15 protein-coding genes and 4 tRNA genes are annotated in these 12,585 nt (G+C 72.8%); 8 read left to right on the forward strand and 11 right to left on the reverse strand.

The genetic code is table 11. The annotated features are described in order from the left end of the window. Positions 1-5: 5 nt before the first annotated feature. Positions 6-428: a TIGR02611 family protein gene (locus IO20_RS0118475; RefSeq protein ID WP_030551829.1), complete on the reverse strand. Its 423-nt coding sequence runs from the start codon at positions 426-428 to the stop codon at positions 6-8. A 190-nt stretch (positions 429-618) separates the two neighbouring features. Here IO20_RS0118475 and IO20_RS0118480 point away from each other — a divergent pair, with 190 nt between their 5' ends. Continuing rightward, positions 619-1,032 carry an SsgA family sporulation/cell division regulator gene (locus tag IO20_RS0118480; RefSeq protein ID WP_015032345.1) on the forward strand — a complete coding sequence of 138 codons (414 nt, stop codon included), beginning with the start codon at positions 619-621 and terminating at the stop codon, positions 1,030-1,032. A 190-nt stretch (positions 1,033-1,222) separates the two neighbouring features. After that, positions 1,223-1,780 (forward strand): CGNR zinc finger domain-containing protein, encoded by a 558-nt coding sequence (locus IO20_RS0118485; RefSeq protein WP_030551827.1) that lies wholly within the window; start codon positions 1,223-1,225, stop codon positions 1,778-1,780. A gap of 29 nt (positions 1,781-1,809) precedes the next feature. Here the strand turns inward: IO20_RS0118485 and IO20_RS40750 are convergent, their stop codons facing one another. Then, positions 1,810-1,971, reverse strand: coding sequence for a hypothetical protein (locus tag IO20_RS40750; protein ID WP_169749523.1), 162 nt, complete (start codon positions 1,969-1,971; stop codon positions 1,810-1,812). Between the two features lie 111 nt (positions 1,972-2,082). Further along, positions 2,083-2,505, reverse strand: a complete 423-nt coding sequence (locus tag IO20_RS0118495) for a membrane protein (protein WP_030551825.1) — start codon at positions 2,503-2,505, stop codon at positions 2,083-2,085. Positions 2,506-2,683: 178 nt separating this feature from the next. Here IO20_RS0118495 and IO20_RS0118500 point away from each other — a divergent pair, with 178 nt between their 5' ends. Then, on the forward strand, positions 2,684-3,199 hold the full coding sequence (locus IO20_RS0118500) for a DsbA family protein (protein WP_030551823.1): 516 nt from the start codon (positions 2,684-2,686) through the stop codon (positions 3,197-3,199). Between the two features lie 12 nt (positions 3,200-3,211). On the opposite strand, the gene IO20_RS0118505 is transcribed toward IO20_RS0118500, so the two are convergent. Genes IO20_RS0118505 through IO20_RS0118515 form a run of 3 tightly spaced genes read right to left on the reverse strand, consistent with a single transcriptional unit; the run spans position 3,212 to position 5,988 of the window. Then, the gene (locus IO20_RS0118505) at positions 3,212-4,051 is read right to left on the reverse strand and encodes a GNAT family N-acetyltransferase (RefSeq protein WP_030551821.1); all 840 of its coding nucleotides are present in this window, start codon (positions 4,049-4,051) and stop codon (positions 3,212-3,214) included. Between the two features lie 42 nt (positions 4,052-4,093). Beyond that, positions 4,094-4,924, reverse strand: coding sequence for an aminotransferase class IV (locus tag IO20_RS0118510; RefSeq protein WP_030551819.1), 831 nt, complete (start codon positions 4,922-4,924; stop codon positions 4,094-4,096). Next, positions 4,921-5,988, reverse strand: coding sequence for a chorismate-binding protein (locus IO20_RS0118515; RefSeq protein WP_030551817.1), 1,068 nt, complete (start codon positions 5,986-5,988; stop codon positions 4,921-4,923). The genes IO20_RS0118510 and IO20_RS0118515 overlap by 4 nt, the downstream gene beginning before the upstream one ends. Before the next feature lie 230 nt (positions 5,989-6,218). Here IO20_RS0118515 and IO20_RS0118520 point away from each other — a divergent pair. The 4 genes from IO20_RS0118520 (at position 6,219) to IO20_RS0118535 (ending at position 6,588) form a co-directional block, all read left to right on the forward strand. Beyond that, positions 6,219-6,291 (forward strand) — tRNA-Gly (locus IO20_RS0118520). Between the two features lie 39 nt (positions 6,292-6,330). Next, positions 6,331-6,404, forward strand: a tRNA-Cys gene (locus IO20_RS0118525). A gap of 1 nt (position 6,405) precedes the next feature. Continuing rightward, positions 6,406-6,477 (forward strand) — tRNA-Val (locus IO20_RS0118530). 39 nt (positions 6,478-6,516) lie between these two features. Next, a tRNA-Val gene (locus tag IO20_RS0118535) sits at positions 6,517-6,588 on the forward strand. 63 nt (positions 6,589-6,651) lie between these two features. Here IO20_RS0118535 and IO20_RS0118540 read toward each other — a convergent pair. From IO20_RS0118540 to IO20_RS40755, 3 genes are all read right to left on the reverse strand, one after another. Further along, positions 6,652-6,945: a TFIIB-type zinc ribbon-containing protein gene (locus IO20_RS0118540; RefSeq protein WP_030551815.1), complete on the reverse strand. Its 294-nt coding sequence runs from the start codon at positions 6,943-6,945 to the stop codon at positions 6,652-6,654. A 45-nt stretch (positions 6,946-6,990) separates the two neighbouring features. Next, on the reverse strand, positions 6,991-7,983 hold the full coding sequence (locus IO20_RS0118545) for a phosphotransferase family protein (RefSeq protein ID WP_037635786.1): 993 nt from the start codon (positions 7,981-7,983) through the stop codon (positions 6,991-6,993). Positions 7,984-8,237: 254 nt separating this feature from the next. Then, positions 8,238-8,405, reverse strand: a complete 168-nt coding sequence (locus tag IO20_RS40755) for a hypothetical protein (protein WP_030551813.1) — start codon at positions 8,403-8,405, stop codon at positions 8,238-8,240. 523 nt (positions 8,406-8,928) lie between these two features. On the opposite strand from IO20_RS40755, the gene IO20_RS0118555 reads away from it, so the two are divergent. Beyond that, entirely contained in the window at positions 8,929-10,161 is a 1,233-nt protein-coding gene (locus IO20_RS0118555; protein ID WP_031127431.1) for a serine/threonine-protein kinase, read from the forward strand. 26 nt (positions 10,162-10,187) lie between these two features. On the opposite strand, the gene IO20_RS0118560 is transcribed toward IO20_RS0118555, so the two are convergent. Continuing rightward, positions 10,188-11,006, reverse strand: coding sequence for a TrmH family RNA methyltransferase (locus tag IO20_RS0118560; RefSeq protein WP_030551811.1), 819 nt, complete (start codon positions 11,004-11,006; stop codon positions 10,188-10,190). A gap of 76 nt (positions 11,007-11,082) precedes the next feature. Next, complete coding sequence (gene cobA, locus IO20_RS0118565; protein ID WP_030551810.1) at positions 11,083-12,336, reverse strand: uroporphyrinogen-III C-methyltransferase; 1,254 nt, start codon at positions 12,334-12,336, stop codon at positions 11,083-11,085. Positions 12,337-12,585 lie beyond the last annotated feature (249 nt).

Raw genomic sequence — 12,585 nt, forward strand, 5'->3', positions numbered from 1 at the left:
CAGGGTCACTCGGTGGTCTTCCACGGCATGACGAAGCCGCACTTCCACAGGTAGACGCCGACCAGGGCGGCGAAGATCACCAGGCCGACGGTGGTGAGGATGATGTTCCGGCGGCGGACCTTGGGGTCGAGGGCGCGCTGGGCGGCTTCGGTGACCTTGCGCTTGGTCCAGCGGAGCACGAGCTGCGCCCAGACGAACTCGGTCGCCCAGATCGCCATGCCGCCGAAGATGACCAGCCAGCCGGGCCCGGGCAGCGGCAGCATCACCACTCCGGCGCCGACCACGGCGAGTCCCACGATGAAGACGCCGACCTGCCAGCTCAGATGCAGGCCTCGCCGGGACTTGATGAACTCCGGTGCGCGGGATCCCAGTTCGGCTTCCTGGCCGTCTGCGGACTCCCCGGTGCGCTCGTCACTCTCCGCATTCATACCCCACAACCTACCGGACTCGGAGCCGTCACCGGAATGGCGGTATTACCGCAGGTCACACACACCCGATCGAGTGTCCTGAACACTCACAAAACCGACAGAGGGGTTTACAACGGCACCGCAGGTGGCATGTCGATTTCGCCGACGTGCGAATCCCCGAGCGCACACTGAGCGAAAGGCCCTGGCGCTTATGAACACCACGGTCAGCTGCGAGCTGCACCTGCGCCTCGTTGTGTCGAGCGAGTCCTCACTGCCTGTACCCGCGGGCCTGCGGTATGACACGGCCGATCCCTATGCCGTGCACGCCACCTTCCACACCGGAGCCGAGGAGACGGTCGAGTGGGTCTTCGCCCGCGACCTTCTCGCCGAGGGGCTGCACAGGCCCACCGGCACGGGCGACGTCCGCGTCTGGCCGTCCCGGAGTCACGGTCAGGGAGTCGTCTGCATCGCACTGAGCTCCCCCGAGGGAGAAGCCCTGCTCGAGGCCCCGGCGAGGGCCCTGGAGTCGTTCCTGAAGAGGACCGACGCCGCTGTGCCACCGGGCACCGAGCACCGGCACTTCGATCTCGATACGGAGCTCTCCCACATCCTGGCCGACAGCTGAGCCAGGCGAGAGCCGCACGGCGCCGTCCGACTCGGGGCGACGGCGCCGCGTGGGCAGCCACATAGGCACGACATCCGGCGCTCCCACCGCGCAGCCGGCGCGGTGGTGGGCGCCGGTGTCCTTTTCCCGGTCGCGCTAAAGTCAGCGCCATTCCGCGGGCACCCGCCCGCGGCCGGCCAGGGAGCGAATCGTGCTGATCCCCCACGACACCCGGATCGCCCTCGACACCGTCGTCGATCTGATGAACACCGCGGCCCAGGGCGACCGCGCCGACGAGCTCGCCGACCTGGAAGGGCTGGGCACCTTCGTCCGCGCGCACAAGATCAGCGATGTGGGCGACCTGGGCCCCGCCGATCTACGCGCCGTCCGCGCGGTGCGCGAGAAGTTCGCGGCCGTCTTCTCAGCGCCGGAGGCCCGGATCGCGGCCCCCCTGATCAACCAGCTGGTGGCAGGCGCCGGCACCACGCCGCAACTCACCGACCACGACGGCTACGACTGGCACGTGCACTACTTCGCGCCGGGCGCCTCCGTGGCGGACCACCTCGCGGCCGACTGCGGCATGGCACTGGCGTTCATCGTGGTGGCGGGCGAGCAGGAGCGACTGCGGCGCTGCGAGGCACCGGACTGCGGCCGGGCCTTCGTCGACCTCTCCCGCAACCGCTCGCGCCGCTACTGCGACAGCCGCACCTGCGGCAACCGCCTGCACGTGGCCGCCTACCGGGCGCGCCGCAAGGAAGCGGCGGGCTGAGGCGGGAGCCGCCGGGGCACGCAGAGCCGTCACAGCACGAAGAGGTCGTACACGGCGGCCATGAGCAGCAGACAGCCGATCACCCCGAGAAAGATCATCAACGGTGGCTGGGAGAGCGCGAACAGGCAGCCGCGCGGCTCTTCGGCAGGGGCATCGGTGGCGGGGACGGGCTCCCGCGAGGTATCCAGCATCTCGGGGGGATGATGGCGTACCCGCGACCCCGAAATTCCCGTAACACGCCCCTTGGCAGGGGGTGTTCACCCCTTCCCGTGGATCATGGGAACGGGAATCGCCAGAAGCGGTCAGATTCCGTGCTTCTTCAGAATCGCCTCGATGTCGCTGAAGTCGTCCCCGGCGGCCTGCCCGGCCTTCGGCTTCGGCTTCGCCGTCACGGCACGCGACGGCGCCGAAGCCCCCGGGGCCACCGCTCTCGGCACGTCGGTCCCGTCGGCGCTGTCCACACGGCCGCCACGACGCCGCTCAACCGCCCTGGTGGACAGGAAGAGCAGCCAGGCCACGCCGAGAACACCGAACCCGGCCCAGGCGACAGGGCTGAACGCCGTGTCCGCGATCCAGTCGACCGCCCCCGTCATCACCAGGCCGAGCGGCACAAGCGCGTAGGCGGCGATACGGGCGGCGGACAGGAATCGCTTCCGGTACGCCGCGACGGCGGCGATGCCCAGGCCCGCCGCGGCCACCGCGGAGCAGATCGTCTCGGCGAGCATGCGGTCCTCCAGACCCCGGGTGATACGTCCCTTCCATCCTGCACCGACGGGACCGCCCGGGGCCATGTCCCGAGGCCGGTATCAGGGAGATCTCCGGGTCGGCCCGGCCGGATCTCCTCCTGAGGCACCCCCCGGGGGGTGCCTCGTGGGCCCGGTCCCGGTGAGGGAGACTGCTGTCATGAGCGACTCCACCACCGCACCCGCCTCCCCCGTCGTCCTGGAGGCCTGGTTCGACCTCCAGTGCCCCGACTGCTTCCAGGCCCTCGACGACGTCCGCGCGCTCCGCGAGAAGTACGGCGACCGGCTCGACGTACAGCTGCGCCACTTCCCGCTGGCGAAGCACAAGCACGCGTACGCCGCGGCCCAGGCCGCAGAGGAGGCCGTCGAGCAGGGCAAGGGCTGGCCGTACGCGGAGGCGCTGCTCGCCAGGACCGCCGAGCTCGGCGACCGGGGCGAGCCGGTCCTCATGGAGGTGGCGACCGAACTCGGCCTGGACGCCGAGGAGTTCGACACCGCACTGATCGACGGCCGGCACCTGCTGACCGTCGACGCGGACGAGGCCGAGGGCAAGGCGATCAAGGTCACCGGCACGCCGACCTATGTGATCGACGGCGAGCGCCTGGACGGCGGCCAGAGCCAGGACGGCCTGCGCGAGCGCGTCGAGGAGATCGCCGACCGCCTCCTGGGGGCCTGACGCCCCCCTCCCCTACCGCAGCTCCTTGGCGCTGTTGACATGGGTGGTGCGGTAGCCGAGCGACTCGTAGAGCCGGATCGCCGGGGTGTTGCCCGCGAAGACGTGCAGTCCGAGCAGGGTGTCCCCGGCCTCCCGCGCCACCCGCTCGGCGAGCAGCATGAGCGCCCGCCCGTAGCCGTGCCCGCGCTGCTCCTCCTCGACCTCGATGTTGTACACGAAGGCCGCCCACCGCCCCGGTTCCAGTTCCATCCGGCCGGTCCACAGATGGCCGGCGGGCCGGCCGTCGCGGACGACGACGTGGATCGCGACACCGGGCGTCGCCAGGCCCTCCGGGAGGAACCTCCGGTGGCTGCCCTCGGCCTTGGCGCGGGCCTGCTCCGCAGGAACGCCCCGGTCGATCCAGCTCTGGGCGAACTGCTCCCTGGCGCGCACCTCCCACCCGACGTACTCGGCTTCGGTCATCGGCCGGACCTCGACGCCCTCCGGCAGCTCCGGCGGCTCGGCGGGCAGTTCCTTGACCATGTTCCGGCTGCGCTCGGTGTAGCCGAGCGAGCGGGCCATCCGCAGCGCCGCCTCGGAGTCGGCGGGCACCGATATCTGCACCTCGACGCAGCCCCAGCCCCGCAGCACCTCCTCGGAGGCGAGCGCCGCGACCGTGCCCCGGCCGCGTCCGCGGTCGGGCTCGTCGACCCCGAGACCGCTGATCACGCCGGAGGCGGCGCCGAATCCCGGGTCGGTGGAGAGGCGGACGGAGCCGACGCGGCGGCTGTTCACGCACACGTCGTAGGTACGCGCACGGCCGCCCTCGGGCGTCTGCTGAAGCGGCTCGGCCGGCCGCAGGGTGGTGGTCATCACTGGTGTTCTACCCACCCCGGGGCCGTCCGTCATCAGGTTTTACCCGAGACGGGGGTCGGCATCCGCCGCCGCCCGCTCGTCGAAGATCCGCATCGCCTTCGCGGTGATCGGGCCGGGCGCCGGCGACAGCTCGCGCCCGTCGACCCGGTGCACCGCCTGTACGTCGCGGAGGGTCGACGTCAGGAAGATCTCCTCGGCGCTGTCCAGGACGTCCAGCGGCAGGTCGGCCTCCTGGGCGCCGGTCCACTCCACGGCCAGGGCGCGGGTGATGCCGGCGAGGCAGCCGGAGGAGACGGGCGGGGTGAGGAGCTGCCCGTCGACCACGACGAAGACGTTGGAGCCGGTGCCCTCGCAGAGCCGCCCCACGGTGTTCCCGAAGAGGGCCTCGGAGGCCCCCTGCTCGCGTGCCCTGGCGAGGGCCACCACGTTCTCGGCGTACGAGGTGGTCTTGAGGCCGGTGAGGGCGCCACGCTCGTTGCGGGTCCAGGGCACGGTGATCACGGCGGTGGAGTCGGGGCGGCGGCCGGTCTCGCCGAGGGCGACGACGAGGCTGGCCCCGGCGTCGCCGCGCTCCGAACCGAGCGGCGAGAGGCCGCCGGTGTACGTGATGCGGAGCCGCCCGAGCTCCATCGGGTTCGCCTCGAGGACGGCGGCACAGGCGCGGCGGACCTCGTCGAGGTCCGGGGCGGGGAGGCCGAGACCCAGGGCGGAGCGGGTGAGCCGCTCCAGGTGGAGGGTCAGAGCAAACGTTTCTCCCCTGACCGCCTTGACCGTCTCGAAGATGCCGTCGCCGACGGTCAGCCCGTGGTCCAGTACGGAGACCAGGGCGGCCTCCGCGTCGTGCAGCCCGCCGTTGACCCAGAGTTTCATCGAGAAGTGGCCTTTCCGCTCGCCGCAAGGGCGCCTGACTCGTAGGCGCCCGACGCTATCGCGACGAGCCGGGCCGCCTTGAGCTCGGTCTCCTCCCACTCGCGCTCCGGGTCGGATCCCCAGGTGATCCCGGCGCCGGTGCCGAAGCGGAGCACGCCCTCGGGGCGGTCGATCCAGAAGGTGCGTATGCCGACGGCCAGCTCCGCGGTGCCCGCGTCGGCGTCGACCCAGCCGACGCCTCCGCAGTACGGGCCGCGGGGGGCGGTCTCCAGGGCCTCGATGATCCGCAGGGCACTGGACTTGGGGGCGCCGGTGACGGAGCCGGGCGGGAAGGTGGCGTCGAGCAGCTCGGGCCAGCCGGCGTCCGCGCGCAGGACGCCGGTGACGGTGGAGACGAGGTGGACGAGGCCCGGGTGCTCCTCGGTCGCGCAGAGGGCGGGGACGGCGACGGAGCCGGTCTCGCTGACCCGTCCCAGGTCGTTGCGGACCAGGTCGACGATCATCACGTTCTCGGCGTGGTCCTTGGGCAGCAGGTCGGCGACCGTGCGGCCGGTCCCCTTGATGGGGCCGGAGGTGATCAGGGCCCCTTCCCTGCGCAGGTAGAGCTCGGGGGACGCGGTGGCGACCTCCACGCCGTGGGCGGGCAGCCGGATCGTTCCCGCGTAGGGGGCGGGGTTGCCCAGGGCGAGCAGCGCGGTGAGGGCGTCGACGTCGGCGGCGGCCGGGTCCGGCAGCGGCGCGGTCAGCACCCGGCACAGGTTGGCCTGGTAGACCTCGCCGCGCGCGATGTGCTCGCGCACGCGCCGGACGCCCGCGACGTACGCCTCTCGGTCGAGGGAGGACGTCCAGTCGCCGGCGGCGGGCCCGCGCCAGGCGCCCGGCAGGGGCGCCGGGACGGGATCGGGCCGCACGTCGCCGAAGCGTGCGCAGGTGAGACGCCCTTCGAAGTCCGCGCAGACGGCCCAGAAGCCGGAGCTGTCGAGGGCTTCGGGGTCGTGGGTGACGTCCCGGAGGTCGGTCGCGACGAGGCCGCCGAAGCGGGCCAGAGGAGCAAGGTCGTGCACGCATCGAGTCTAGGTCCGTCGACGGAGGCGTACCGGACGGGTGCGTGGCGGCTCCGCGCCACCCGGGGGACACGGCGAGTGAACGCGGCGCGAAGCCTCGGGGACGCCGGGCGGGGCACCCGGTTCGGCCCGCAGGTCAGCACGCTGCGGAAACGCGTTTTTGTGCTGGCCCAGGAATCCGCTAGAGTTCAACACGTCGCCGGGACGCGCAAGCGAAACGGAAACGACAAGCGGACGTGGCTCAGTTGGTAGAGCATCACCTTGCCAAGGTGAGGGTCGCGAGTTCGAATCTCGTCGTCCGCTCGATGTGGGGGATCTTCCCGAACCCCTGTATTCACTCCTGGTGGAGTGGCCGAGAGGCGAGGCAACGGCCTGCAAAGCCGTCTACACGGGTTCAAATCCCGTCTCCACCTCCAAGCGCGATTAGCTCAGCGGGAGAGCGCTTCCCTGACACGGAAGAGGTCACTGGTTCAATCCCAGTATCGCGCACGCAGAACAACCGAAGATCCGGTCCACATGGACCGTCCCGCGCGATTAGCTCAGCGGGAGAGCGCTTCCCTGACACGGAAGAGGTCACTGGTTCAATCCCAGTATCGCGCACGCAGAACAACCGAAGATCACCCCCGGCCGCATCTCACGGCCGGGGGTTTTCTCGTACCCCGGTCAGGAGGAGAAGAGCATCCGGCCGAAGCCGCGCTGGCGGTAGTGACCGCCGCCGTGGTGGCCGCCGTGCTGCGGGGCGCCCCAGGCGGGGGCGGCGGGCGCGGGCTGCGCCGGGTAGGCCTGCGGGGCCTGCGGAGCGGGCGGGGCCGGCTGGACCCACTGCGACTCCAGGCGGGTCAGGGCCTCCAGCTCGCCGTAGTCCAGGAATATCCCGCGGCAGCCGCTGCACTGCTCGATCTGGACACCGTTGCGGTTGTACGTGTGCATGGCCGCATGGCACTTGGGACACTGCATGCTCGGCTCAACTCCCTGACATCGCCGTTCGAATGATGCTTCACCCTATGCGGACGCGGACGCGCCCCGGTCGGTTCGCTGTGCGGCGATACGGGCACAGGTGTCGATCATCACGCCCTCCACCTCGTCGAGCGGTCGGCCCTCGGCCGTCGACTTCGCCAGGGCCAGGGCGGCGGTCTGGACCGTCAGGGCGCGGGCGGGCACGTCGAGTCTGAGCCACGGGTCGGCCCCCAGGGCCGGACCGCCCGCCTCCTGGTACGCGCCGAGGAAGCGGGACCAGACCTCCGGCGGGAGGATGCCGGCGGCGAACCAGGCGGCGGGGCGGGCCAGATCCCAGGCCGGGTCACCGAGGCCCGAGTCGTCGATGTCGATGAGCCGCCAGGGCCCGGTGTGCGCGGGTCCGGCGCCGTCGGCCGGCTCCCCGGCCGGGGCCCGGACCAGTTGACCGAGGTGGAAGTCGCCGTGGCACAGCATCCGGGGGGCCGCCGGGGCAGGGTCGGGGAGCGACCGCCAGGCGGCCAGAACGGTCGCGAGGGCCGGGTGGCCCGGCGCCGTCCGGCGCATCCGGTCCACGGCGAGGGCCGCCTTGACCGGGGCCCGCATCTCCGGGAGCCGGTCGGCCCCCAGGGGCGGCGGTGGAGTCCGGTGGAGCAGGGCGAGCAGCCGCGCCGCCTCCTCCCAGGGGGCGGCGTCGGGGTCCGCGGGGTCGACGGACGGACCGTACGGCCAGACGGTCACGGGCCGACCGTCGAGCTCGTCGGGCGCGGGCGCCGGTGGCGGCGGGAGCGGCGGGAGGAAGACACCGGCGACGTCGGGGTGGGCGGCGAGCGCCAGCCGTGCGCGGTGCGCCTCGGGGTCGGTGCCGGGGGCGTGCGCCTTGGCGACGAGCCGCCCGTGGCGTACGACGGTCCCGTCGTCCCGGTCGGCGAGCACGCCCACGGCACCGTTCGCGCAGCGGCAGGGCGCGCCGGGACGGTGGGCGGCGGCGGAGGCGAGGGCGGCGAGCCGGTCGAGCGGGGGCCGGGCGGTGGAGTCCACGGGTGGAGCGTACGGGGCGGGCGGACGCGTCGGTACGGGGCGGGCGGACGCGCCTGTGCGGGGCGGGCTCCGGGCCCGTACGGGGCCGGCTCCGGTCGCGGCTTTCGGTGGTCGTCCCGCGGGGAGGAAAGCGCGAGGGCCGGTCAGCTCCCCAGCTGACCGGCCCCACGCTGCCGTCCGCCGCACCCCCGTCCCCACGGGGTTGATGGCCGGATGTCCCGACCCGGGCCGCTCTCCCGGGTCTGGGGCGCTGCTCAGCGCCCCAGCATCACGCCCACGGACGACGCCTGTGTGACCACCGCGTCCCAGCCGCCGAAGACGACTACGAGCAGGGCCGCGAGAGGGAGGACCATGGCGGTGGCCACCAGGGGGTGACGCTGGCTCGAAGGCCGGGTGGTCGTCCGCGGTGCCGTGTAAGCCATGGTTCCTCTCCTGTCGTGAACTGGCGCGGCGGGTGCGTGACCTCGGGGGACGAGTGCTGCACCCGCCGCTTGACCTCAACACTAGGGAGCGGGGAGCGCCTGGACGTCATGCCCTCGTACCGACTTGCGGGCCTCCCGGAGGATGACCCCCACCCGCACGGTGTACTCCCCTGGGTGGAGACCGGGGCACGGAACCCCGGGTCTTCCCGGAGGGGTTCCCCCAGGGGGCCGGGACCCGACTGGACGGGCGGCAGGGGGCGTGACATGGCTCACTTCGCCGGATGTCGCGCGAAAGCCCTGCTCCGGGGCGTCCGAGTACGCCCCCGGAGCCCGCTGACGGTGTTCTCGACCGTTCGTCAAATAGGGCGCGGCAGAAGGGGGTTGGGGTGCGCGCCGCGATCCGGGCTCCTTCTCCCGTCCCCCTCAGCACTGACAATCGATCCTGGCGTGAGGGCGCGGCCTATGAGCACGCGCGGGCGGCACTACGTAAGCTGTGCCACGTCGAACGGACGAGGGGACGGACATGGCGATGATGCGGCTCCGGCGCGAGGATCCGCGGATCGTCGGGTCGTTCCGGCTCCACCGCAGGCTGGGCGCCGGCGGGATGGGCGTCGTGTACCTGGGGTCCGACCGGCGCGGCCAGCGGGTGGCGCTGAAGGTGATCCGGCCGGACCTGGCCGAGGACCAGGAGTTCCGGTCGCGGTTCGCCCGCGAGGTGTCGGCGCCCCGCCGCATCCGCGGCGGTTGCACGGCACGCCTCGTCGCCGCCGACCTGGAGGCCGAACGCCCCTGGTTCGCCACCCAGTACGTACCCGGCCCCTCCCTGCACGACCGGGTCGCCGAGGAGGGCGCGCTGCGCGCCGCCGACGTCGCCTCGATCGGGGCGGCGCTCTCGGAGGGACTCGTCGCCGTCCACGAGGCCGGGGTGGTGCACCGGGACCTCAAGCCCTCGAACATCCTGCTCTCCCCCAAGGGCCCGCGGATCATCGACTTCGGCATCGCCTGGGCCACCGGCGCCAGCACCCTGACGCACGTGGGCACGGCCGTCGGTTCACCCGGCTTCCTCGCCCCCGAGCAGGTGCGCGGAGCGGCCGTCACCCCCGCCACCGACGTGTTCTCGCTCGGTGCCACCCTGGCGTACGCGGCGATGGCCGACTCCCCCTTCGGGCACGGCAGTTCCGAGGTCATGCTCTACCGGGTGGTGCACGAGGAGCCGCAGCTGCACGGGGTGCCGGACGCCCTCGCACCGCTGATCCGGGCCTGCCTGGCGAAGGATCCCGAGGACCGTCCCAGCACGCTCCAGCTGTCGATGCGGCTCAAGGAGATCGCGGCGCGCGAGGCACAGGGGCTGCCGGTCTCCCGGCCGCCCGTACAGCGGGAGCGGGCCGAGGAACGCAACACCGTACGGCCGACCGAGCGGTACACCGAGCGGGACGTGCCCGGCCGTGGCCAGGAGCGGGGTGCCGACCGGGCCGCCGAGCGCGGTGCAGGTGGCGGGGAGCGCGGCTCCGAGCGGGACCGGGCGCCGGGGCGTGGGCCCGGACCGTCCTCCCGTCCCTCCGGCGGGCCGCGGACCGGGGGGTCCCGGGGAACGCAGTCCCGTACCGGTGCCGGGACCAGGCCGGGTGCCCGCACGACGTCGACGGGCCGCCGTCCCGCCAACCCCCGGCTGCTGCGGCAGCGACTCTTCGTCTTCGTCGTGGTGACGCTCGTGGTGGCCCTGGGCATCGCCGCCGCCCAGGCCCTTCAGGGATAGGACCCGACTCGCCGCAGGACCGGCGGTCAGGACTCCGGGCGGCCCGTCGCCACGGCGTAGAAGGCGACCGCCGCCGCCGCGCCCACGTTCAGCGAGTCGACGCCGTGGGCCATCGGGATCCGGACCCACTCGTCGGCGGCGCGCAAGGCCTGCGTGGACAGGCCGTCCCCTTCCGCGCCCAGCATCAGGGCCACCCGCTCCAGGCGGTGCGGGGCGGCCTCGTCGATGGAGGTCGCCTTCTCCGCGGGAGTGAGCGCGAGCAGCTTGAAGCCCGCCTCCCGTACCGTCTCCAGGCCACGCGGCCAGCTGTCCAGGCGCGCGTACGGCACGGAGAACACCGCCCCCATGGACACCTTCACCGAGCGCCGGTACAGCGGGTCCGCGCAGTCCGGCGAGAGCAGTACGGCGTCCATGCCGAGGGCCGCCGCGCTGCGGAAGATCGCGCCGATGTTGGTGTGGTCGTTGACCGACTCCATCACGACCACCCGGCGGGCGCCGACCAGCAGTTCGGCGGCGTCCGGAAGCGGCTTGCGCTGCATGGAGGCGAGGGCGCCCCGGTGCACGTGGTAGCCGGTGACGCGTTCCGCCAGGTCCGGCTGGATCGCGTACACCGGCGCCGGGACCTCGTCGATGACGTCCCGCATCACGTCGACCCACTTGGCGGAGAGCAGCATCGACCGCATCTCGTACCCCGCCTGCCTGGCGCGGCGGATGACCTTCTCGCCCTCCGCGATGAACAGGCCCTCGGCCGGTTCGCGTCTGCGGCGCAGCTCGACGTCGGTCAGGCCGGTGTAGTCGCGCAGGCGCGGGTCGTCGGGGTCGTCGATCGTGATGAGTTCGGCCACGAGGTGATACTGCCTTGTCCGGGGTGAGGTGCCAATGTGTGCGACGCGGGGGGGGCGGGGCGGGGGGCGCCGCCTGTTACTTCACCAGTTTGGCGGGGCCCTCGGTGACGACCTCTCCGATGACGATGACCGCCGGCGGTCGGACCTCCCGCGCCTTCACGGTCTCCGCGACCGTCGCGAGCGTGGCGTCCACCCGGCGCTGGGACGCCGTCGTGCCCTCCTGGACCAGCGCCAGCGGCGTCTTCGGGTCCTTGCCGTGGGCGATGAGCGCCTCGGCGATCTTCCCGATCTTGTCGACGCCCATGAGGATCACGAGGGTGCCGGTGAGCTTCGCGAGGGAAGCCCAGTCGACGAGCGAGCGCGGGTCGTCGGGGGCGACATGGCCGCTCACCACCGTGAACTCGTGGGCCACTCCCCGGTGCGTGACCGGGATGCCCGCCGCGCCCGGGACCGAGATCGAGCTGGAGATGCCGGGGACGACCGTGCAGGCGATGCCCTCGGCGGCGAGCGCCTGCGCCTCCTCCATGCCACGGCCGAAGACGAACGGGTCGCCGCCCTTGAGGCGGACGACGGACCTGCCCGCCTTCGCGTGCTCGATCAGCGCGTTGTTGATGGCCTCCTGGGCCATGAAACGGCCGTACGGGATCTTCGCCGCGTCGATGACCTCGACGTGCGGGGGCAGCTCGTCCAGGAGGTCGCGCGGGCCGAGCCGGTCCGCGATGACCACGTCCGCCTCCGCGAGCAGCCGGCGGCCTCGGACGGTGATCAGGTCCGGGTCACCGGGGCCGCCGCCGACCAGGGCGACGAAGGGGGTACGGGAGCGGTGCGCCGGCGCGGCGATCGAGCCGTCGCGCAGGCCCTCGACGATCGCGTCGCGGACGGCGGCCGAGCGGCGGGGGTCGTGGCCGGTGAGCACCGCCACCGTGACGCCCGCGTCGCGGCCGGTCGCCGGGGTCCAGGCGGTGGCCGCCTCGGCGTCGTCGGAGCGGACGCACCAGGTCCTGGTCCGCTCGGCCTCGGCGGAGGCGGCGGCGTTCGAGGCCGGGTCGGTGGTGGCGACCAGGGCGTACCAGGCGTCGGCGAGGTCACCGTCCTCGTAGCGCCGCTTGATCCAGGCGATCTCGCCGGATTCGGCCATCGCCTCCACCGAGGGGGTCGCGGAGGGGGAGATCAGGGTGATGTCCGCACCCGCGGCGATCAGAGCGGGCAGCCGTCGCTGGGCTACCTGACCGCCGCCGAGGACTACTACGCGGCGGCCCGCCAGACGCAGGCCAACCGGGTAGGCGGGGTACGTCGTCGGCTGGGCGGTGTGATCGGCGTGCTCGGCCATGGGTGAGCGGCTCCTCGGAGGGCGGGTGCTGGCCGCTGCTGCGGTGAAGCGGCTGGTGGGACGCGTTGCGTGACCCCACGATATCGGTGGCCTGCGGGAGGCAGGGTGTGACGGATGTCCCGGCGGTGGGTACGTGACGTGGCGGCCGCTCCGGGACCGTGTTCGGGACCGCATGATTCACGGCGCGCAGGGGCCTTGGACGGTGGCCCCTCAATAGGCGCCACACATCACGCTTCACGTCCCGAACAC

Origin of the sequence: Streptomyces exfoliatus (assembly GCF_000725545.1) — a bacterium.
Taxonomy (GTDB): domain Bacteria; phylum Actinomycetota; class Actinomycetes; order Streptomycetales; family Streptomycetaceae; genus Streptomyces; species Streptomyces exfoliatus.

What these genes read in the sequence shown, in the direction of transcription:
- IO20_RS0118475 (WP_030551829.1), bottom strand. Translation starts at nt 428, where the DNA reads ATGAATGCGGAGAGTGACGAGCGCACCGGGGAGTCCGCAGACGGCCAG.
- IO20_RS0118480 (WP_015032345.1), top strand. Translation starts at nt 619, where the DNA reads ATGAACACCACGGTCAGCTGCGAGCTGCACCTGCGCCTCGTTGTGTCG.
- IO20_RS40750 (WP_169749523.1), bottom strand. Translation starts at nt 1,971, where the DNA reads ATGCTGGATACCTCGCGGGAGCCCGTCCCCGCCACCGATGCCCCTGCC.
- IO20_RS0118495 (WP_030551825.1), bottom strand. Translation starts at nt 2,505, where the DNA reads ATGCTCGCCGAGACGATCTGCTCCGCGGTGGCCGCGGCGGGCCTGGGC.
- IO20_RS0118500 (WP_030551823.1), top strand. Translation starts at nt 2,684, where the DNA reads ATGAGCGACTCCACCACCGCACCCGCCTCCCCCGTCGTCCTGGAGGCC.
- IO20_RS0118505 (WP_030551821.1), bottom strand. Translation starts at nt 4,051, where the DNA reads ATGACCACCACCCTGCGGCCGGCCGAGCCGCTTCAGCAGACGCCCGAG.
- IO20_RS0118510 (WP_030551819.1), bottom strand. Translation starts at nt 4,924, where the DNA reads ATGAAACTCTGGGTCAACGGCGGGCTGCACGACGCGGAGGCCGCCCTG.
- IO20_RS0118540 (WP_030551815.1), bottom strand. Translation starts at nt 6,945, where the DNA reads ATGCAGTGTCCCAAGTGCCATGCGGCCATGCACACGTACAACCGCAAC.
- IO20_RS40755 (WP_030551813.1), bottom strand. Translation starts at nt 8,405, where the DNA reads ATGGCTTACACGGCACCGCGGACGACCACCCGGCCTTCGAGCCAGCGT.
- IO20_RS0118555 (WP_031127431.1), top strand. Translation starts at nt 8,929, where the DNA reads ATGGCGATGATGCGGCTCCGGCGCGAGGATCCGCGGATCGTCGGGTCG.
- cobA (WP_030551810.1), bottom strand. Translation starts at nt 12,336, where the DNA reads ATGGCCGAGCACGCCGATCACACCGCCCAGCCGACGACGTACCCCGCC.